Below are 22,449 nucleotides of genomic sequence, written 5' to 3' on the forward strand. Positions count from 1 at the left end.
GGTTCGTTCTTCGTTGTTGTGGGCGGTCACTCCAGCCCCAGCTCAGCTTCGAGCTCGTCGATCTCGTCCTGCGTCAAGGTGTCCAGCGACAGGTCCGACGGGGTGTGCCCGCCCGCGTTCGGGTCCGCGACGTGCCGGACCAGCGCACGCAGCGCCGCCGCCCAGCAGTCGGCGAGGTCCGCGACGCGGGACCGGTCGACCAGCGAGGTCGCCCACGTCCAAGTCGCGGTCAGGCGTGGTCCGTCGGCGCTGTCCTCGGTGCTGGCGTTGACCTCGACCGCATGCGGCAACGGCATCCGCGGGTCACGCCCGGACGGCACGGGCAGGTCGTCGGCGACCGCGAAGTCGTGTTCCTCGGACCCGCCCGGGAACCGGCCCAGGTAGTTGAAACCGATTTCCGGCGCCGGATATCCGGCCAGTTCTTCGCCGGTCTGCGGGTTGAGGTAGCGCAACAGGCCGTAGCCGATGCCGTTGTCCGGGATCTCGCGGAGCTGTTCCTTGAGCTGCTTGACGACCTGGCCGAGCGCGGCCGAGCCGGTGAGTAGTTCGTCGGTGCGGACCGGTCCCGGATCGAGGCGCACCGGGTGCAGATTGGTGAACCAGCCGACGGTGCGCGACAGGTCGCCGTCCACAACCGGCTCCCGGCCGTGCGACTCGACGTCGACCACCACGGCCGTCCCCGGGTCGCGGTCGGCGCGGCGGACGTGCAGCACGGCGATGGCAAGCGCGATCAGCAGCACATCGTCGATTCCGGCGTGGAATCGGGCTGGCACCGTCGTAAGCAGCGCTTCGGTGTCCGCTGTGGACAGTGCGATGTCCAGTTCCGCGACGTCGGTTCCCGACTGCGGACCCGTTCCCGGTTGCGGACCGGTCCCCGGCGTTCCCAGCACGTTCTTCCACAGCTGGAGTTCGCGCATGCGTTCCTGGCGTGCTGCCTCGTCAACCAGGCGTTGTGCCCAGCGGCGAACCGAGGTTCGCACCGGTTCGATCCCGCTGCCGCCGGTGTGCCACGCGACCGCGAGGTCCGGCAGGAGAATGCGCCACGACACCCCGTCGACAGCGAGGTGGTGGACGATTACCAGCAGCCGCCCGGCCGCTCGCGGTCCGGCGTCGAACCAGACGAACCGCACCACCACCGCGTCCGCTGGGGACAACCCGTCACGAGCAGCGTCGCCGCGCCTGGCGACAACCTCAGTGAGCGCAGCCTCGCCAAGCCCCGCGACGTCGACCCGCTCGATGAGGTCGGCGGCGTGGATCGCGCCTGGCGGCAGCACTTCCGGCCGCCAGCCGGGGTTCAGGCGAAGCCGGAGCGCATCGTGGGTGTCCAGCAGTGCCTGCGCCGCCGTGGCCAGCCGCTCGGCACCGAGGTCGGCGGGAACCCTGAGCAGCATCGACTGGTTGAAGCCCGCGAAGTGCTCGGTGTGCTTGCGCAGCCAGTGCATGATCGGTGTCGCGGGGAACTCCCCGACGCCGGCACCGGCCTCCTCCGCGACCTGCTCCTCCGCGCCGACCGCCGCCAGCTTGCGGACGGTGCGGCAACGGAACACCTCCTGCGGGCCGATGATCAGGCCCTCCCGGCGGGCCCGCGACACCAGCTGCAAGGACAGGATGCTGTCCCCGCCGAGTTCGAAGAACCCGTCGTCGATGCCGACCGAGGGCACTCGCAGGATCTCCGCGAAGAGTCCACAGAGGATTTCTTCGCGCCGGGTCCGAGGTGCCGTGCCCGAGCCGACGGTGAAGTCCGGCGCGGGCAGCGCCTTGCGGTCCACCTTGCCGTTGGGCAGCAGCGGCAACTCATCGAGCAGCACGAACGCCGACGGCACCATGTAATCGGGCAGCCCGTTCGCGGCAAGCGCACGCAGCTCGGATGGCTCCGGGCGATCGCCCTCGGGCACGACGTAGGCGACCAGGCGCTTGTCCCCGGGACTGTCCTCCCGCACCAGAGCGGTGCTGTGGGCGACGCCGGGATGCCGGCCCAGCGCGGCCTCGACCTCTCCGAGCTCGATGCGGAAACCGCGCACCTTCACCTGGTGATCGGCGCGACCAGCGTATTCCAGCTCGCCGTCCGGGGTCCACTTCGCCAGGTCGCCGGTCCGGTACATGCGCTCGCCCGGCGCACCGAACGGGTTGGCGACGAACCGCTGCGCGGTCAGCCCGGCGCGGCTCTCGTAGCCCCGCGCCAGCCCGGCACCCGAGACGTAGAGCTCGCCGATGGTCCCGGGCGGCACCGGGCGCAATCCGGCATCCAGCACGTACACCCGGGCGTTGGTGATCGGGCGGCCGATGGGCGGCGCGATCTCCTCGGACAGCGGCGCGCTCATCGTCGCGCACACCGTGGTCTCCGTCGGCCCGTAGGCGTTGATCATCCGCCGCTGCGGCGACCACTTCCCCACCAGTGCCGGCGGGCACGCTTCGCCCGCGACGACCAGCGTCGTACCCGGCGGCAGCGCATCGTCGGGCAGGACGCCGAGCGCTGTCGGCGGCAGCGTCAGGTGCGTGATCCGCTGCTGCGCAACGAGTTCGGCGAGCGCGTCGCCGGGCAGCAGCCGGTGTGCGGGAGCCAGCACGAGGCAGGCCCCGGACAGCAGGCCCATGCACATTTCCCAGGCCGCCGCGTCGAAGCTCAGCGACGCGAACTGGAGCACCCGGCTGGTGCCGTCCACACCAAGGGTTTCGCGCTGGGCGGTCAGCATGCTCGCGATGCCGCCATGCGTCACGACCACGCCCTTCGGGCGGCCGGTCGAGCCCGACGTGTAGATCACGTACGCCGCAGCGGCCGGGGGCAACGCTCCTCGGTCGGCGGCGGTGATTTCGGTGGTCGGCATCCCGGGCACTGCCGCCGAGGTGTCCGCGCCGTCCAGGACGACCAGCCGAACACCTGTGTCGGCGAGGGAATCGGCGCTGGCCAGGTCCGTGATGACGAACTCGGGACGGCCGTCGCCGAGCATGTACTCGATGCGTTCCGGCGGATAGGAAAGGTCGATCGGCAGGTACGCCGCCCCGGTCTTGAGCACCGCCAGCAGGGTGACCACCAGCTCGGCCGACCTCGGCAGCGCGACGCCGACGAGTCGTTCCGGCCCGGCACCGCGCGTGATCAGCCAGTGCGCCAGCTGGTTGGCGCGCCGGTCCAGTTCGGCGTAGTCGAGGGTGATGTCCTCGAACGCCACCGCCGGTGCGTCCGGCCGCAGGCGTACCTGGTCGGCGAAGAGCTCCGGGAAGGTGCGCGGCTCGACCGGATGGGTGGTGTCGTTCCACTCGGTCAGGATGCGGTCGCGTTCGGCCGCACCGAGCAGGTCGACGTCGTCGATGCGGTGGCCCGGGTCCGCCACGACGGCGGTGAGCAGCCGTTCGAAGCGCTCGACGATCGTCCGCACCGTATCGCGGGTGAACAGGTCCGTGGCGTACTCGACGATGCCTTCGACACCGTCGGCGCCCTCTTCGAGGCTGAAGGAGAGGTCGAACTTGGCCACGCCGGTTTCGGCGCCTTCGACCTCGGCGGGCAGCCCGGCCAATTGCACGTCGCCGCCGTTGTCCTGGAGGTCCAGCAGGACCTGGAACAGCGGGTGGTGCGACAACGACCGGGCCGGGTTCAGCACCTCCACCAACCGCTCGAACGGCACATCCTGATGCGCATACGCCGCCAGATTCGTCTCCCGCACCCGCCCCAACAACTCATCAAACGACGGATTGCCCGAAAGATCGTTGCGCAGCACCAGGTTGTTCACGAAGAACCCGACCAGATCCTCCAGCGCCGCATCCGAACGACCCGCCACCGGAGTACCGATCGGGACATCCGAACCCGCACCCAACCGCGACAACACCGCAGCCAAACCGGCCTGCAACACCATGAACACCGTCACCCCACGAGCCCCCGCAAGCTCCACAATGGACCGATGCAGATCGGCGTCGAAGGTGAATTCGATCAGGTCGCCGCGATGCGAGGCGACCGCCGGGCGCGGGTGATCGGTGGGCAACTCGATTCGATCCGGGAGGCCGGCCAGGTTCGCCCGCCAGAACTCGATCTCCCGGGACAGCACGCTGGTCGGGTCCTCGTCGGAACCCAACAGATCCCGCTGCCACAGGGTGTAGTCCGCGTACTGCACCGGCAGTTCGGTCCATTGCGGGGCGCGGCCGTCATGGCGGGCCTCGTACGCCTCGGACAGGTCGCGCAGCAACGGTCCCTGCGACCAACCGTCGCCGACGATGTGGTGCATCAGCAGCAACAAGACGTGCTCATCGGCCCCGATTCGCCACAGCGTGGCGCGGATCGGCAGTTCGGAGCCGATCTCGAAGGTCGACCGCGCGGCGTTCGCCAGTTCGCGCTCGGCCTCCTCGGGCGCGACCTCGCGAACGGTGAACTCGGCCGCCGCTTCCTCCGCTGCCAGCACGAGTTGATATGGCGTGCCGTCGGCGTCGGGGAATACGGTGCGCAGGCTTTCGTGCCTGCCCACCACGTCATGGAACGCCGCGCGCAGCGCGGAGGCGTCCAGCCGACCGGAAATCCGCAGCACGAACGGCATGTTGTAGGTCGCGCTCGGCCCTTCGAGCCGGTGCAAGAACCACAGCCGGTACTGCGCGAACGACAGCGGCACCCGCGCCGGGCGAGGTCCGGCGACCGGCGCCGAACGCGCGCCACCCGCCGCGTCCAGCACGCCCGCCAGGCCCGCGACGGTCGGGTTGACGAACAGTTCCCGGATCGGCAGTTCGACGCCGAACTCCGCCCGGATCCGGCTGATCAGGCGGGTCGCCAGCAGCGAGTGGCCGCCCAGCTCGAAGAATCCGTCCGCGATGCCGACCTCACCGGCACCCAGCACCTCGGCGAACAGCCCGCACAGGACCTCCTCGCGGTGGTTGCGCGGTGCCCGGCCGGTGCCGGAGAAGTCCGGTTCTGGTAGCGCCTTGCGGTCCAGTTTGCCGTTCGGCGTCAACGGCAGTTCGTCTAGCACCACGAACGCCGAGGGCACCATGTATTCGGGCAGCCGCCGACGCGCCAACTCCCGAAGCGCGCCGATGTCTGGCACCGCGCCGGGTTCCGGCACCGGGTAGGCGACGATGCGCTTGTCGGAGTCCGAACCACGCACCGCCGCCGCGACCCGTGCGACATCGGGGTGCTCGGCCAGGCATGCCTCGATCTCGCCCAGTTCGATGCGGAACCCGCGCACCTTGACCTGATCGTCGGCCCGGGAGACGTATTCCAGCGTGCCGTCCTTGCGCCAGCGGGCGAGGTCTCCGGTCCGGTACAGCCGCTGCCCGCGAGCGCCGAAGGGGTCCGCGATGAACCGTTCGGCGGTCAGGCCGGCTCGGTTGGCGTAACCGCGCGCGACACCGTGGCCGCCGATGTAGAGCTCGCCGAGCACGCCGACCGGGACCGGACGCAGGTTGGCGTCCAGGACGTGCACGGTGGTGTTCGAGATCGGTCGACCGATGGGCGGCGCGCCATCGACGTGGTCAATCGGTGCGGCGGCCGACCAGATCGTGGTCTCGGTCGGGCCATAGAGGTTCGTGATCTGGGCGCCGAGTTCAAGCATCTGATCGGCCAGCGCCGCCGGCAGCGCCTCGCCACCGACCAGGATATGCAGGCCGCGCAGGCGCTCCGGCGCGTCGAGCACCATCGCCTGCCACAGCGACGGCGTGGCCTGCGCGTGGCTGACGCCGGTCCGGTCGATCAGTGCGGCGAGGGCGCGCGGGTCGCGCACGGTGTCCTCGTCGGCGAGGACGACCGACGCCCCAACCACCAGCGGCAGGTACAACTCCAGCGCGGCGATGTCGAACGACACGGTGGTGACCGCGAGCATCCGGTCGTCGCCGGTCAGCCCGGTGTCCTCGCGCATGGACGCCAGGAAGTTGTCCAGGTTGGCCCGCGTGACCTGCACGCCCTTCGGGCGGCCCGTAGAGCCGGAGGTGTAGATCGTATACGCGAGGTGCTGCGGATCACCCACCACAGCAGGGTCTTCCGGGCTTTCCGCGGCGAGATCCACCGTGTCGAGGACCAGCCGCTGCGTGGCGTCCGGCGCAGGTACCTGGGTGTTCTGATCGGTCACCAGGATCGCGGGGACGGCGTCGCGCAGGATGTGCGTCAGCCGTTCCGCAGGGTGGGTCGGGTCGATCGGCAGGTACGCCGCACCGGCCTTCGCCACGGCCAGCAATGTCACCAGCAGTTCCGGCGACCGGGGCAGCGCCACCGCCACGATCGTCTCGGCGTGCGCACCGATACCGAGCAGGTGGTTGGCCAGCCGGTTGGCGCGCTGGTCGAGCTCCCGGTAACTGAGCCGCTGCGTTGCGGTGACGAGCGCGGTCGCCTCCGGCCGTTCCTGCGCACGGGCTTGGAACAGCTGCGCGAACGTCTCGTCGGCAACGGCGCGATGCGTGTCGTTCCAGGCGAGTAGCTGCTCCTGCTCGCGGCTGAAAAGCACCTCCAGTTCGGTGATGGCGCGCTGCGGGGCCCCGATGGCTTCGCGGAGCAATTGCTGGTAGCGCTCGACGATGGCCGCCGCCGTGCTCGGGTCGAACAGGTCGGCGGCGAACTCCAGGTCGCCCTCGATGCCATCCGGGTTGCCGGTCGCGTCGAAGGTTTCCCGCAGTTCCAGCGACAGGTCCATCGTGACCGAGCCGGTGTCCAGGCCCTCCACTTCCGCGCGCAGATCCGGCATGCCGCGATCGTCGGCCCCCGAGTCGTGCACGGTCATCATGACCTGGAACAGCGGGTGGTGCGACAACGAGCGGGCCGGGTTCAGCACCTCCACCAACCGCTCGAACGGCACATCCTGATGCGCATACGCCGCCAGGTTCGTCTCCCGCACCCGACCCAACAACTCATCGAAGGCCGGATTACCGGACAAATCGTTGCGCAGCACCAGGTTGTTCACGAAGAACCCGACCAAATCTTCCAGCGCCGCATCCGAACGACCCGCCACCGGAGTACCGATCGGGATGTCCGTACCCGCACCCAACCGCGACAACACCGCAGCCAAACCGGCCTGCAACACCATGAACACCGTCACCCCACGAGCCGCCGCAAGCTCCACAATGGACCGATGCAGATCGGCGTCGAACCGGATGTCGACTGCGCCGCCGCGATAGGACGCGACGGTTGGGCGTGGCCGGTCGGTGGCCAGGTCGAGCCGGTCGGGGATGCCCGCCAGCCGCTCGCGCCAGAAGTCCACCTGCGCGGTGGCGAGGCTGCTCGGCTCCTCCTCGTCGCCGAGCAGTTCGCTCTGCCACACGGTGTAGTCCGCGTACTGCACCGGCAACGGCTCCCAATCCGGGAGGCCACCGCCGATGCGGGCGGAGTAGGCCGCCGCGAGATCGCGCAGCAGTGGCTCGGTCGAAGCGCCGTCGGCGGCGATGTGGTGCAGCAGCACCAGCAGCGTGTGCGTGGTGTCGTCCTCGCCGAACAACGTCGCCCGGACCGGCAGCTCGGTGCCGAGATCGAAGGAGTACCGCGCGGCCTCGACCAGATCCGCGTCCACTGCCGTCGTCGGCACCGACTCGAACGCCGGCTCGCGGTCCACGACCACCTGGTGCGGCACGCCGTCGGTCTCGACGAAAAGAGTGCGCAGGCTGTCGTGCCTGGCCACCACGTCGGCGAACGCCAGGCGCAACTGCGCGGCGTCCACCGAGCCGGACAGCTTCAGCACCAGCGGGATGTTGTAGGTCGGGCTCGGACCGTCGAGGCGGTAGAGGAACCACAACCGCCGCTGCGCGAACGACAGCGGAACCCGCTCCGGCAGCGGCATCCGGCCCAATGCCGGGCGGGCGTCGCCGACGCCGGAGAGCTGGGCGGCCAACCCCGCGACGGTCGGCGATTCGAAGACCGCCCGCACCGGAACCTCCACGCCGAAGGCGGCGCGGATGCGGCCGATAAGCCGCGTGGCGCGCAGCGAGTGGCCGCCGAAGGCGAAGAAGTTGTCGTGCAGGCCGATCTCGTCGATGCCAAGGACCTCGGCGAACAGTGCGCGCAGGGTACCTTCCTCGGGTGTGAGCTGGCGGTCCTCGTGCACCACCTCGGTCGCCAGCTCCTCGACGTGGAATTCCAGCAGTCCGTTGTTGCGCCACCGGGCGCGCTCCCCGGTCCGGAACATCCGGGAACCGGCCGTGTCGAAGGGGTTCTCGACGCCGTCACGGAGGTCGGCGGAACTGACGTAGACCTCGCCGAAGACGCCAGGCGGCACCAGCCGGAGTTGTTCGTCGAGCACGTAAACCGCCGCCCCAGGCGCGGGTCGTTCGGCTCCCCGCTCGCCGATCGTGGCGACTCCGGTTTCCGGCCAGCCACGCCAGAATTCGACCGCAAGGGCGGGGAAGCGCTCCCGGAAGGCGGCGAGCTCAGCGGGCCCGTCCGAGCCGAAGCCGACGACCCGCGTCAGCTTCTCGGGCACGAACTCCTGCTCCAGCGCCACCCGGCACACCTGGTCGAACAGTTCGCGGGAAAGGACCACTTCCTCGATCTCGTCCCAGTCCAGCCAGCCGAGCAGGTCCGAGGCGCTACCGGACAGGTCCTCCGGCGGCGCGACGCCACCCTCCACAATGGAAGGTTCAACGCCCACGACCGCGATCTCGCCGGACCGCTCCGGGGCGACGACCGGGGGCAGCACGATGGCCCGGTCCTCGTCGTCGAGCAACTCGACCTCGCTCGGACGCGCATCGGGGTCGGCGACGAGCGCTTCGAGCAGCTTCCGGAAGCGCTGCGACAGCTTCTCCACGGTCGCCCGGTCGAACAGGTCGACCGCGAACTCCAGGTCGCAGCCGACGCCGGCGGGGGCGCCGTCTGCGGTGGCGCGTTCCTGGAGGTGGAAGGTCAGGTCGAACCGGGCCGCGGACATGTCCACATCAAGGAACTCCGCCCGCAACCCCGGCATGGCGAAGCTGCTTTCGGCGTCGTTCTCGAACACCATCATCACCTGAAACAGCGGGTGATGACCGAGCGTGCGAAGCGGGTTCAGCTCCTCCACGAGCCGTTCGAACGGCACGTCCTGGTGCGAGAACGCGGACAGGTCGGTCTCCCGGACCCGGCCGAGCAGTTCCCGGAACGTCGGGTCGCCGACCGTGTCGGTGCGCAGCACCAAGGTGTTGACGAAGAAGCCGACCAGGTCCTCCAACGCCTCGTCGGACCGCCCGGCGACCGGCGTGCCGATGGGGATGTCGGTACCCGCGCCATGCCGGGTCAGCAGCGCGGCCAGCGCCGCCTGCACGAGCATGAACAGCGTCGTGTCGGTCTTGCGCGCCAGCTCCAGCAGATCCGCGTGCAGCTCGGCCGGAATGACGAAGTTGAGCTCGTCGCCCTCGTAGGTAGCAACGGCGGGCCGGGGCCGGTCGGTGGGCAGTTCCAGATGGTCCGGCAGGTCGGCCAGCGCCTGCCGCCAGTGCGCGAGTTGCTTGGACACCAAGCTGTCCGGGTCGTCTTCGCTGCCGAACAGATCCTGTTGCCACAGCGTGTAGTCGGCGTATTGCACCGGAAGAGGCGGAAGCTCAGGGGCGCTGCCCTGCCGCCGCGCGGCGTAGGCCCTGGACAGGTCGCGGGCGAACGGCTCCTCCGAGCCGCCGTCGGTGGCGATGTGGTGCAGCAACAGCAGCAGTACGTGCTCGCGCTCGCCGACCTGGAATAACGTGGCCCGCAACGGGCATTCCGCGGTGAAGTCGAAGCTATGCCGCGACTCCTCGGCCAGCTTCGCGTCCAGTCCCTCGGACGCGACTTCGACGACACGCAGCCCCGGGAAGGTGTCGACCACGAGCTGGTGCGGCTCGCCGTCCACCTCGGGGAAGATCGTGCGCAGGCTCTCGTGCCGGTTGAAGACGTCCTCGATCGCCAACTCCAGAGCGACCGGGTCGAGCTCGCCGGTCAGCCGCAGGACCAGCGGCACGTTGTAGGTGGCGCTGGGCCCTTCCAACCGGGACAGGAACCACAGCCGCTGCTGCGCGAACGACAGCGGGATCCGTTCGGGGCGCGGTTTGGCGCTCAGCGGGACACGCGGCGTGGCCGCCGCCTCGTCGAGGCGTCCGACGACACCGGCCACCGTGGGCTCGGTGAACAGCGCCCGCACCGAGAGCTGCACCCCGAAGGCCGAACGGATCCGGCTGAGCAGCCGGATCGCGGACAGCGACTGGCCGCCCAGCTCGAAGAAACTCTCGTCGACCGACACCGCGCGATCCAGGCCGAGCACCTGGCCGAACAGCCCGCACAGGATCTCCTCGCGCGGCGAACGCGGCCCCTTGCGGTCCGGGCGGCGCGACAGCGCGGGCAGCGCCGCGTAGTCGGTCTCCCCCGCCGCGTCCACCGGAATCGCTTCGAGCGTAAGGTAACGCGAGGGCACCAGGTATTCCGGCAGCGCGGCTTCGGCGTGCGCGCCGACCGCGACTGGATCGGTGGTGTAGGCGTTCACCTGCCCGTCGGCGTCGATAGTCACCGCGACCGGCGCGGCCTCGGACAGGATGCGCTCGACCTCGTCGAGGGATACATCGATCCCGCGCACCCGCACCCAGCGCCCCTTGCGAGCGACGATCTCGATGTCGTCGCCCCGGCGGCGGGCGCGATCACCGGTGGCCACCAGACCGTTCTCGCCGGCCAGGTAAAGCTCGCCGACCACGCCCGGCGGCAACGGGCGCTGCGCTTCGTCCAGCACCAGCCGCCGGGTGCCCTCGGCCGGGAACTCCCAGGCTGCCAGGACATCCAGGTCGCCAAGGCAGCGATCCGGGTCGGCGGTGGCGCTGCGCAACAGCCGGAGCAGGCGTTCGCCGAAGGCGTCGATCGTGCTGCGGTCGAACAGGTCGGTCGCATACTCGATCTCGCCGACGATTCCGGCATGCGCGCCGTCTGCGGCGTAACGCTCCTGCAACCGGATGTCCATCGCGAACTTCGCCACCCCGGCGACGACGTCGTCGAGTTCCACCTCCAGCCCGGGCAGCTCGACCTCGACCTCGTCGAAGTTCTCGAAGGTCAGCATCACCTGGAACAGCGGATGGTGTGACAACGACCGGGTGGGGTTGACCGCCTCCACGATCCGCTCGAACGGCACATCCTGGTGCGCGAACGCCGCGAGGTCGGTCTCCCGGACCCGGTCCAGCAATTCGCGGAACGACGGGTCGCCGTGCGTCCGGGTCCGCATCACCAGCGTGTTGACGAAGAACCCGAACAGGTCCTCCAGCGCCTCGTCGGTGCGACCCGCGACCGGCGTGCCGATGGGGATGTCGGTCCCCGCCCCCAGCCGGGTCAGCAACGCCGCGACACCGGCCTGGATCACCATGAATTGCGTCGTGTTCGTGCTGCGCGCCACCTCGTCGATGGCCCGGTGCAGCTCGGCGTCCAGGCGCAACGGTGCCTCGTCGCCGAGGTAGGTCGCCACCGCCGGGCGAGGGTGGTCGGTCGGCAGCTCGATCTTCTCCGGCAGGCCGCGCAGGGCCTCGGCCCAGAACGCCATCTGCCGGTTGATCGCGCTGTCCCGGTCGTCCACCTCGCCGAGCAGTTCCCGCTGCCACAGCGTGTAATCCGCGTACTGCACCGGCAGCGGCTCGAACACCGGTGCCGCGCCGCGCCTACGAGCGGCATAGGCGGTGGCGAGGTCGTTGCCCAGCAGCGATTCCGACCAGCCGTCGCTGATGATGTGGTGCATCAGGGGCAACAACGCGTATCTGTCGCCGCCCAAGCAGAACAGCGACGCGCGGATCGGCAGCTCGGCGGTGATGTCGAAGTGGTACCTCGACGCCTCGCGCAGTGCCTCCGCCAGCTCCGCTTCGTCGATCTCGACCACTTCAAGCACCGGCCGCGCCTGCTCCGGCGCCAGTACGACCTGGTGCGGAATGCCGTTGTGCTCCGGAAAAAGCGTCCGCAGCGACTCGTGCTGCGCGACGACGTCAGCGAAGGCCGAGCGCAGGGCGGCGATGTCCAGATCGCCGGTCAGCCGCAGGACCAGCGGCACGTTGTAGGTCGCGCTGGGGCCTTCCAGCCGCGACAAGAACCACAGGCCCTCCTGCACGTACGACAGCGGCATCCGTTCCGGACGCGGCATCGGCCGCAGCGCCACTCGCGCGCCCTCCGCGCCGTCCAGGCGCTCGGCGAGTCCCGCGACCGTTGGCGTCTCAAACAGCGCGCGCAACGGCAGCTCCGCGCCGAAGGCCGAACGGATACGGCTGACCAGCCTGGTGACCAGCAGCGAGTGGCCGCCGAGGTCGAAGAAACTGTCGTCGATGCCGACCCCGGAGACCTCCAGCACGTCCCCGAACAGCCCGCACAGGATCTCCTCGCGCTGGTTGCGCGGGGCGCGGCCACCGGCCAGCGCGGACAGGTCCGGGGCGGGCAGCGCCTTGCGGTCCAGCTTTCCGTTGGCGGTCAACGGCAACGAGTCCAGCTGCACCACGACCGAGGGCACCATGTACTCCGGCAGCGCCGTTGCGACCCGACGCCGCACATCGCCCGGATCGATCGTTTCGGCGGAGACGACGTAGCCGACCAGGCGCTTGTCGCCGGGCTTGTCCTCCCGGACGATCACCGCGGCCTGGGCCACCGCCGGGTACGCCAGCACCTGCGCCTCGATCTCGCCCAGTTCGATCCGGAAGCCGCGGATCTTGACCTGGTCGTCGGCCCGGCCGAGGTATTCCAGCACGCCCTTGTTGTTCCACCGCACCAGATCGCCGCTGCGGTACATCCGGGAGCCGGGTCGGCCGAACGGGTCGGCGACGAACCGGTGTGCCGATAGCCCGGCCCGGCCGAGATATCCGCGCGCCAACCCGGCACCGGACACGTACAGCTCACCGGACACTCCGGGCGGCACCGGCTGCAAAGCGTCGTTGAGCACATACAACCCGAGGTCCGGGATGCCTTCGCCGATCGGACTGCACGGGTCGGCGAGGTGCGCGGATTCCAGCGGAAAATAGGTGACGTGCACCGTCGTTTCGGTGATGCCGTACATGTTCACCAGCCGCGGCGCGTCCTCGGCGTGGCGTTCGTACCAGCCCTCCAGCTTGGCGGGTTCGAGTGCCTCGCCGCCGAAGATCACCTGCCGCAGGGCCAGCCGGTCACCCAGCTCCGGGTTTTCCCGATCGGCCTGGGCGAGCTGGTAGAACGCCGACGGGGTCTGGTTGAGGACCGTGACCCCTTCGCGGACCAGCAGTTCCAGGAACTCCTTGGGCGAGCGGCTGGTTACGTGCGGCACCACGACCAGGCAGCCGCCGTGCAGCAGCGGGCCCCACAGCTCCCACACGGAGAAATCGAAGGCATACGAATGGAACAGCGTCCACACGTCCCGTTCACCGAAGCCGAACCAGTGGTCGGTGGCGGCGAGCAGGCGATGCACGTTGCGGTGCGGCACGACCACGCCCTTCGGGCGGCCGGTCGAGCCGGAGGTGTAGATGATGTAGGCCGCGTTGTCCGGGCACACGCTCCGGATGTCGCCGAGGTCGCTCGCGTCCCGGCCGGGCAGGTCTAGGTCGTCCAGCACGAGGCGGGGCACGTCGGTGTCCAGGGTGCTCGCCGCGTCGGTGAGCAGGATCGTCGGCGCGGCGTCGGAGAGCATGAATTCGATCCGGTCCGCAGGGTAGCCGGGATCCACCGGCAGATACGTGCCGCCCGCCTTGAGAACCGCGAGCAGTGCCACGACGAGCTCGGCCGAGCGTGGCAGCGCCAGCGCGACGACGCTCTCGGCACAAACGCCGTGCTCGACAAGCACCCGCGCCAGTTGATTGGCTCGCGCGTTGACCTCGGCATAGGTCAGGCGATGGTGCTCGAAGACCAGCGCCGTGGCGTGCGGGGTCCGGTGCGCCTGCGCTTCGAATAGCGCCGGAATCGTGGTGGCCTCGACGTTGCTGTCCTGCGCAGCCGGCAGCAGTGCGCGGCGTTCGGTGGCCGAAAGCAGGTCGATGTCGTCGATGCGGCGCTCCGGGTCGGCCACCACCGCTGTCAGCAAGCGGACCAGCCGCTGACCCATCGCGGCCACGGTGTCGTGGTCGAACAGGTCGGTGGCGTACTCGATCAGACCGGCCATGCCCAGCGGCGTGCCGTCCTCGGCGTAGTCCTCCCGGAAGTCGAAGTCCAGGTCGAACTTCGACGATCCCGCGCCGATGTCGTGGAAGCTGGCGCGCAACCCGGGCAGGTCCAGCTCCGCCTCGGCGTTGTTCTGGAACAGCACCATGACCTGGAACAGCGGGTGGTGCGACAACGACCGGGCCGGATTCAGCACCTCCACCAACCGCTCGAACGGCACGTCCTGGTGGGCGTAGGCGGCGAGGTCGTTCTTGCGCACCCGGCCAAGGAGTTCCCGGAACGTCGGCCGTCCCGAGGTGTCCGTGCGCAGTACCAAGGTGTTGACGAAAAAACCGACAAGCTCTTCCAGCGCCTCGTCCGAACGGCCGGCGATCACGCTGCCGAGCGGGATATCGGTGCCCGCGCCGAGCCTGGTCAGCAACGCCGACAGCCCGGCCTGCACGACCATGAACAGCGTGGTTCCGGTCTGCCGCGCCAGTTCCACCAGGCCGCGGTGCAGGTCCGCGCCGATCTCGAATTCGACCTCGCTGCCCCGGTACGACGCGACGGCCGGGCGCGGCCGGTCCGTCGGGAGCTCCAGCCGTTCCGGCAGCCCCGCGAGGTTTTCCGACCAGAACGCCAACTGCTGCGAAACCAGGCTCTGCGGATCGCTCTCGTCCCCGAGCAGTTCGCGCTGCCACAGCGTGTAGTCCGCATACTGCACCGGCAGCGGACGCCACTGCGGGACTTCGCCGCGCAGCCGCGCCGCGTACGCGGTTGAAAGGTCTCGGCTCAGCGGCGCATCGGACCAGCCGTCGCTGGCGATGTGGTGCAGCAGCAGGAGAAGCGCGTGTTCCTGCTCGCCGAGCGCGAATAGGCAGACTCGCAACGGGAGCTCGCTGGACAGCTCGAAGCTGTAGCGGCCGAGGTCGCGCAGGTGCTCGGCGAGTCCGGCCTCATCAGCGTCGACGAACTCGATGTCCGGAATGGACTGTTCGGCGTCCAGGACCAGCTGGTGCGGCGTGCCGTCGGTCTCCGGGTAGATCGTGCGCAGCGTCTCGTGCCGGCCGACCACGTCGGCGATCGCCGCCCGCAGCGCCTCGGTGTCGAGCGGTCCCGACAGCCGCAGCAGCAGCGGCTCGGTGTAGGTCGCGCTGTCCTGCTCCAAGCGGTGCAGGAACCACAGCCGCCACTGCGCGAAGGACAGCGGCATCGGGTCCGGCCGGGAGAACGGTTCCAGCGCCACCCGGGTGTCGTCCGCGGTGCCGAATTCCTCGACCAGGGCGGCGACCGTCGGCTTCTCGAACAGGTGCCGCAGCGAAAGCGCCACGCCGAACATCGAACGCAGCCTGCTCAGCAGCCGGATCGCCGACAGCGAATGCCCGCCGAGCTCGAAGAAGCTGTCGTCGATGCTGACCTCGGCCACGCCCAGCACGTCGGAGTACAGCCCGCACAGAATCTCTTCCTGCGGAGTGCGCGGCGCCCGCGCCAGCTGCTGGCGTGCCACGGCGATATCCGCCGCGCCGACCGCCTGGATTCGTTCACCCTCGGCCAGCACACCGGTTCCGCCGACTCGCTGGTCCGGCTCGTCGACGATCGCGCGCAGCAGCGCGAACATCTGCGCCGAAAGCCGCTCGATGCTCGCCCGCTCGAAAAGGTCGGGCCGGAACTCGAACCGCAGGCGCACCGTCTGCCCGGGGATCACCGACAGGGTCAGCGGGTAGTGCGTGGCGTCGTGGTCTTCCAGCCCGGTGATGTCGATGCCGGGTGCCGGGGACCAGGACTGGCCGGGTTCGTGCGGGTAGTTCTCGATCACGGTGAGCGTGTCGAAGAGCTCGCCGGTGCCGAGCAGCTGCTGGATCTCGTTGAGGCCGAGGTAGTGGTGGTCCAACAGCCGGGACTGTTCGTCCTGGATACGCGCCAGCAACTCGCCCAGCGACTCCTCGGCGCGCAGCCGGATGCGCACCGGCACGGTGTTGATGAACATGCCGATCATCGATTCGACGCCCGGCAGCTCCGACGGGCGGCCCGCGACCGTGCTGCCGAAGACCACGTCCTCGCGGTCGAGATTGCGGGCCAGCAGCAGTCCGAAACCGCCCTGGACCACGGTGTTGAGCGTCAGTCCCCGGCCACGGACCCACTGCTGGAGGCGGTCGGCGAAGTCGGCGGGCAGGTCGAGCATGACCTGTTCCGGGGTGACCACGGTGCTGCCCGCGCCACCGGCACCGAGCAGCGTCGGCGAGGCGACTCCCGCCAGCGCGTCGCGCCACGCGGCAACGCTTGCGCTCTGGTCCCGGCCCGCCAGCCAGGCCAGGTAGTCACGGTAGGGGGTGACCCGTGGCAGCTCCCCGCCCGCGCTGCGGTAGATCGCGAACAACTCGTCGAGCAGGGACTGCATCGACCAGCCGTCGAACAGGATGTGGTGATTGGTAACCACAAGCCGGTGTTCCCGCGCGCTCAGGCGCAGGAGGGTGAAGCGCAGCAGCGGCGGCCTGGTCAGATCGAACCGTCGGGTCCGGTCGGCGGCGGTCAGGTCGGCGACCGCCGCGAGCTGATCGTCCATATCGGACAGATCGACCTCATGCCAGGGAAGTTCGACCTCATCCGGTACGACTTGCACCGCACGCGGCAGGCCCGAATAGCGGAACCCGGCGCGCAGATTGTCGTGCCTGCGCAGCAGCCCGGCCACAGCCTCGCGCAGCGCCGCCGCGTCGAGTTCGCCGTCGACCCGGAAGACCTCTTGCACCGCGTACACATCCGGTGCCTGATCGTCGTAGAGGGCATGGAAGAGCAGGCCCTCCTGCAATGGCGCCAACGGCAGGATGTCGCGGACGGGCCCGTCCTGCTCCAGCTGTTCGATCTGGCTCTGCGACAGCGATACCAGCGGCAGATCGGACGGGGTGAGACCGGCGCCGGTGCGCTGCTCGCCGAGCAGCCGCAGCGCCGCGAAGAACGCTTCCAGCAGTTCGCCGACGCGTGCTTCGTCGAGCAGCGCGCCCGCCCAGGTGCAGGTGACCTTCAGTCGCGGGCCGGACGGGTGATCTTCGGTGACCGCGTCGATCTCCAGCGGGTAGGACAGCGGCAGTCCGGCATCGGCTCCGCCGCCCAGGACCTCGCCGACCGTCGCCCAGTCCTCAGTGGACTCACCGACGCTGAACCGGCCGAGATAGTTGAACCCGATCTGCCCGAGATAGTTGAGAGTGCAGGCGGGCAGCGAGTCACGCAGGACGCCGTAGCCGATGCCGTTGTCCGGCACGCCGCGCAGCTGTTCCTTGATTCGCTTGAGCACCCGGGCGCGGGTCCGGGCATCGGCCAGTTCCTCCAGCCGCCGCACCCCCGACTCCAGCCGGACGGGGTAGGCGCTCGTGAACCAGCCGACCGTGCGGGACAGGTCGAGGCGTTCGGCGATCTCCTCGCGGCCGTGGCCTTCGAGTTCGACCACGACGGCGGATTCGCCGGTGCCCCAGCGGTGTTGCACCTCGGCGAGCCCGGCGGCCAAGCCCGCCAGCAGCACCTCGTTGGCCCGGCCCCGGATCGACGCGGTGACGTCGGTCAGCAGCGCCCGGGTCAGTTCCGCCGGCAGCTCGCGTGTCACCGTCCGGGAGGTGCCACGCACGTCGCGAGCGTTATCGAGGCTGATTTCGCCGAGCGGATTCGACTGCTCGGCGAGCACGCCCGTCCACATCGGCAATTCGGCCTGCCGGGATCCGGACGCCGCACGCAGCACGTGCGCCCAGTGCCGGAACGACGTGCCGACCGGGTCGAGCCGCACCGGGCGCCCGGCGCGGGCCGCCTCCCACGCGGCACGCAGGTCGCCGCTGAGGACGTGCCAGGAAACGGCGTCCACGGCGAGGTGGTGCACCAGCACCAGCAGGCGGCCGGGCTCGTTGCCCGCGTCCAGCCACACGACCTGCACCATCCGCCCGGCATGCGGATCCAGCCGCGCCTGCGCCTTCGCGGTCTCCCGCTCGACTGCCTCGTCGAGGTCGCGCTCCCGGACTTGCACGCGATGCACCGGGCCAGTGCCGGCCTCCGGCGAGATGACCAGCCTGTCCGACGCCAAGCGCATGCGCAGCACATCGTGGTGCGCCACGACCGCCTCGACCGCGAGGGTAAGGTGCTCTTCGGTCATGTCCGCCGGCGCGCGCAACACCGTGGACTGGAAGTAGCCGTCGATGTCCCCGCCACGCTCCAGCAACGTGCGCATGATCGGCGTCAGCGGCACCTCGCCATGCGCGTCCCAGACCGCGACGGCACTGGTCTCGCCGGTGTCCTCGGCAACGACTGCGGCGAGCCGCGCAACAGTCCGATGTTCGAACACGTCCCGGGGCGTGATCAGCAGGCCCGCTTTGCGTGCGCGGCTGACGAGCCGGATGGCGACGATGCTGTCCCCGCCCAGGTCGAAGAACCCGTCGTCGACGCCGATGTCGGCCACCCCAAGCACTTCGGCGAACAGCTCCGCGAGCCGCGCCTCCTGCGGGGTTCGCGGTTCGCGCGCTGCCTTGTCGGCGATCGGGGCGGGCAGCCGGTCTCGGTCGATGGCGCCCTCGGCATCGCGCGGAAGGGCTTCCAGCAGGACGAAATCGGCGGGCACCAGGTACGACGGAACGCGGCGTTCGAGGTAGCCCCGCAGGTCCGCGACCCGTGCTCCCCCTGCGACCGCGTAGGCGACCAGGCGGTTTTCGAGGCCGATCACCACGGCGTCCTGGACTGCTGGATGCGCGGCCAGTTCGTCTCGCACGCGGGCCGGATCCAACCGGATGCCGCGCACCGTGATCTGCTCGGCGATCTGCTCGGGGCCGAGGACATGCGTGCGCTCGTCCGGGGCGAGCAGGTCGAGTTCGGTGAGCCGGGCATCCGGGTTCCGGACGGCGGAGCGCAGGATCCGGGCCAGCCGCTCCCACAGCAACTCGACGCCGTCGCGGTCGAACAAATCCGTGCTGTACTCGATGATCCCGTCGGCGCCTTCCGGCGTGCCCGCCTCGCCGTGATGCTCGCGCAGTCGCAGGTCCAGGTCGAATTTGGCGACGCCGATCGGCACCTCGTCCACCTCGGCGCGCGCGCCCGGGAACCGCGGGCGGGCTTCGGCGAGCGTTTCGAAGGTCAGCATGACCTGGAACAACGGGTGGTGCGACAACGAGCGGGCCGGGTTGACAGCCTCCACGACCCGGTCGAACGGCACGTCCTGGTTGGCGAACGCGGCCAGATCGGTCTCCCGAACCCGGCCCAGCAATGCGCGGAACGACGGGTCGCCGTGCGTCCGGGTGCGCAGCACCAGCGTGTTGACGAAGTACCCGACCACATCGTCCACATCGGACGAATCGCGCCCGGCCACCGGGGTGCCCAGCGGAATGTCCTCGCCCGAGCCGAGCCTGGTCATCAGCGCGGCCAAGCCCGCCTGCACCACCATGAACATGCTGGTGCCGGTGGACTTGGCGAGCTGGGCCAGCGACCGGTGCAGCTCGGCGTCGAGCCGGACCCGGAGCACATCGCCGCGGTGCGTCGCGGCGGCCGGGCGCGGCCGGTCGGCGGGTAGCTCGACCAGTTCCGGCAGCTCCGCAAGCTGCTCCGCCCAGAATCGGGTTTGTCGTACCAGCGGGCTGTCCGTTGCCTCTTCCGTGCCGAGCGCCGCGCGCCGGCGGCGCATTTCCGCGCCGTAATCGGTGGGCAGCGCGGGCAGTTTCGGGACCTCCCCTGCCAGGCGTGCCTGGTAGGCGTCGGCCAGGTCGCGCACCAGGGGACGCTCCGACCAGCCGTCTGCGGCGATGTGGTGCATCAGCAGCAGGACGACGTGCCGCTGCGGTCCCGCCGACAACACCCGCACCCGGAAGGGGATCTCGGTCTGCAGGTCGAAGGCATAACGCGCCTGCTGGGCGAGTTCCTGTTCCAGCACAGCCGCATCGACGTCGAGGAATTCGACGTCCACCTCGGCGGGCTCGACCTTCGGGTACGGCCGCCCGTCGTCTTCGGGGAAGATCGTCCGCAGCGTCTCGTGGCGCGCGGCCACATCCTGCACGGCTTGGCGCAGCGCTCGCTGGTCCAGCGTGCCGTCGAGCCGCACGATCAGCGGAATATTGTAGGTGGCGCTCGGTCCCTCCAGCCGGTGCAGCGACCACAAACCCTGCTGTGCGGCCGAAAGCGCGGAGTCCTCGGCGACCGGTGCCGCCGGAGTGGTGATCCGTTCCGCGGCGGCCAGGCGCTCGGCCAGGGCCGCCACGGTCGGAGCCTCGAAAACGTCCCGGACCGAGACCTCGACCGCCAGCCCGGCCCGGATACCGGTGACCAGCCGGGTGGCCAGCAGCGAATGCCCGCCGAGTTCGAAGAAGCTGTCGTGGACGCCGAGCCGGGCCACCCCGAGCACGGTGGCGAACAATTCGCACAGCGCCGCTTCTCGCCCGTCACGCGGTGCCTGTCCCCCGTCGACGGCCGACCACGGGTCCGGCAGCGACCGCCGGTCGACCTTTCCGTTGGGCGCCAAGGGCATCTGGTCAAGAACGAGGAACGACGCCGGAACCATGTGCTCGGGCAGGGCCGCCGCCACTCGCCGACGCAGAGCGTCCAGCGCGATCGTTGCGCGCGGCACAACGTAGCCGACGATGGCGCGGTCCCCGGCCGGGGTCTCGCGCACCGTCACGGCCGCCTGCGCCACCTCGGTGAAGCCGGACAGCAGCGACTCGATCTCACCGAGCTCGATCCGGAAGCCGCGGATCTTGACCTGGTCGTCGGCGCGGCCGAGGAACTCCAGCTCGGTACCGTTCCAGCGGGCGAGATCGCCGGTCCGGTACATGCGCTCGCCCGGCGCGCCGTACGGGTCGGCCGGGAACCGCTGCGCGGTCAGGCCGGGCCGGTGCAGGTAGCCGTGTGCCAGCTGGATCCCCGCGACATAGAGGTCGCCCTGCTCGCCGGGCTCCACCGGGCGCAGCCGGTCGTCCAGCACATGCACCCGGGTATTCCACAGTGGACGGCCGATGGGCAGCGGGCGGGATCCGATGGCCGGATCGTAATCCCAGTACGTGACGTCGATGGACGCCTCGGTCGGCCCGTAGAGGTGCGCCAGCCGCACGTTCCAGGTCTCGACCACGCGAGCGGCCAACGCGGGCGGCAGCACCTCACCGGCCACGAATACCAGACGTAGCCGCAGCGAACGCGCCCCGAGCTCGACGCCCGCGGCAACGGCCAGCAGCGAGGGGACGAACTGCGCGACGGTCACCTCGTGGTGTTCGACGAAGTCGATCAGCCGCTCGGGGTCGCGGACCACATCGGCGGGGGCCAGGCACAGCGAAGCGCCGACGATCAGCGGCAGCCAGATCTCGGTACCGGCCGCATCGAAGCTGATCGCGGTGCGGGCCAGCACCCGGTCGTCGGCGCGCAGCCCCCACGTCTCGGCCTGCCAGCACATGTGGTTGACCACGCCAGCGTGCGGCACGACGACGCCCTTGGGGCGTCCGGTGGAACCGGAGGTGTAGATCACGTATGCCGGATGGTGCGGTGTCGCAAGCGATTCCGGATCCGACGGCGAGTGCTCCGCGTCGGCTGCCTCGCCCACGATCGCGACCGGCGCGTCGGAGTGCGGGAGGACGGGCTTGACCTCGTCGGTGGTCAGCACCAGCGCGGGCCGGGAATCGGCCAGCATGAAGGCGATCCGCTCGGCCGGGTATTCCGGGTCGACCGGCAGGTATGCGGCACCGGCTTTCACCACCGCGAGCAGGCTCACGATCAGCTCGGGCGTGCGCGGCAGCGCGAGCGCCACCAGGTCGCCCGGCCGCACGCCGAGCGCGATCAGTCGGTGCGCCAGGCGGTTCGCCCGTTCGTTGAGCTCGCGGTAGCGCAGCCGCCGCGACCCGAAGCGCACCGCGATCGCATCCGGGGCGCGCCGCGCACTCCGCTCGACCAGCTCCGCCAGGGTGGCATGCCCATTCAGGCCGCACTTCGCCGGATCATTCATGCCAGCCCACTCCTCAAAACACAATCCTCGCTTTCCCGCGAAGGCTAACCACCACAATTTTCGGGTCGTTATCGTGCGTATTTCCGCTGCGCACAGGCATGATCCGGAGGTGGCCGAACGAGGGCGTAGCATGCGCGAGACCGTCCCGGCGGAAGGACTGGAATGGAAAATCTGGACACCGGCATCATCTCGCTGCTGATCGCATCCGCAACCCTGCTTCTCGGCATGGTCGGATACGCGCGAATCCAGCGGATCCGGCTCACCCGGGAATACCAGGCGAAAACCGAACAAACGACGCGGCTCGCCGCCGAGACCCGGGAAATGCGGGATGAACTGACCGCGCTGAACACGCAAATCGCCGAACTCAGGCGGATGCTGACCGAAGCGGCCTAGGGTCTGTTTTATAAGCGGCGTAGCCGCTTGCGGTGTGGGACTCAGCCTGCACCGCCGGGGGTTCTCAGGCGTCGCCTGGCGAGGACAGCCCCAGCGCCGTGTATTGGGCATACATCAGTCGGGGATCCCGGAGCCCAGGCGGCGTCTGAGGTTCCGCTACCCG

2 protein-coding genes are annotated in these 22,449 nt (G+C 69.8%); one reads left to right on the forward strand and one right to left on the reverse strand.

Annotation, left to right across the window (positions count from 1 at the left end):
* Window positions 1-26: 26 nt before the first annotated feature.
* The gene (locus tag BJ970_RS29475) at window positions 27-21,893 is read right to left on the reverse strand and encodes a non-ribosomal peptide synthase/polyketide synthase (protein ID WP_184730297.1); all 21,867 of its coding nucleotides are present in this window, start codon (window positions 21,891-21,893) and stop codon (window positions 27-29) included.
* Between the two features lie 162 nt (window positions 21,894-22,055).
* Here BJ970_RS29475 and BJ970_RS29480 point away from each other — a divergent pair, with 162 nt between their 5' ends.
* On the forward strand, window positions 22,056-22,286 hold the full coding sequence (locus tag BJ970_RS29480; RefSeq protein ID WP_184730299.1) for a hypothetical protein: 231 nt from the start codon (window positions 22,056-22,058) through the stop codon (window positions 22,284-22,286).
* The last annotated feature ends 163 nt before the right edge of the window (window positions 22,287-22,449 follow it).

Source organism: Saccharopolyspora phatthalungensis, assembly GCF_014203395.1.
Taxonomy (GTDB): domain Bacteria; phylum Actinomycetota; class Actinomycetes; order Mycobacteriales; family Pseudonocardiaceae; genus Saccharopolyspora; species Saccharopolyspora phatthalungensis.

Excerpts from the sequence above, each read along its gene's own strand:
- BJ970_RS29475 (WP_184730297.1), bottom strand. The coding sequence starts at position 21,893 with ATGAATGATCCGGCGAAGTGCGGCCTGAATGGGCATGCCACCCTGGCG.
- BJ970_RS29480 (WP_184730299.1), top strand. The coding sequence starts at position 22,056 with ATGGAAAATCTGGACACCGGCATCATCTCGCTGCTGATCGCATCCGCA.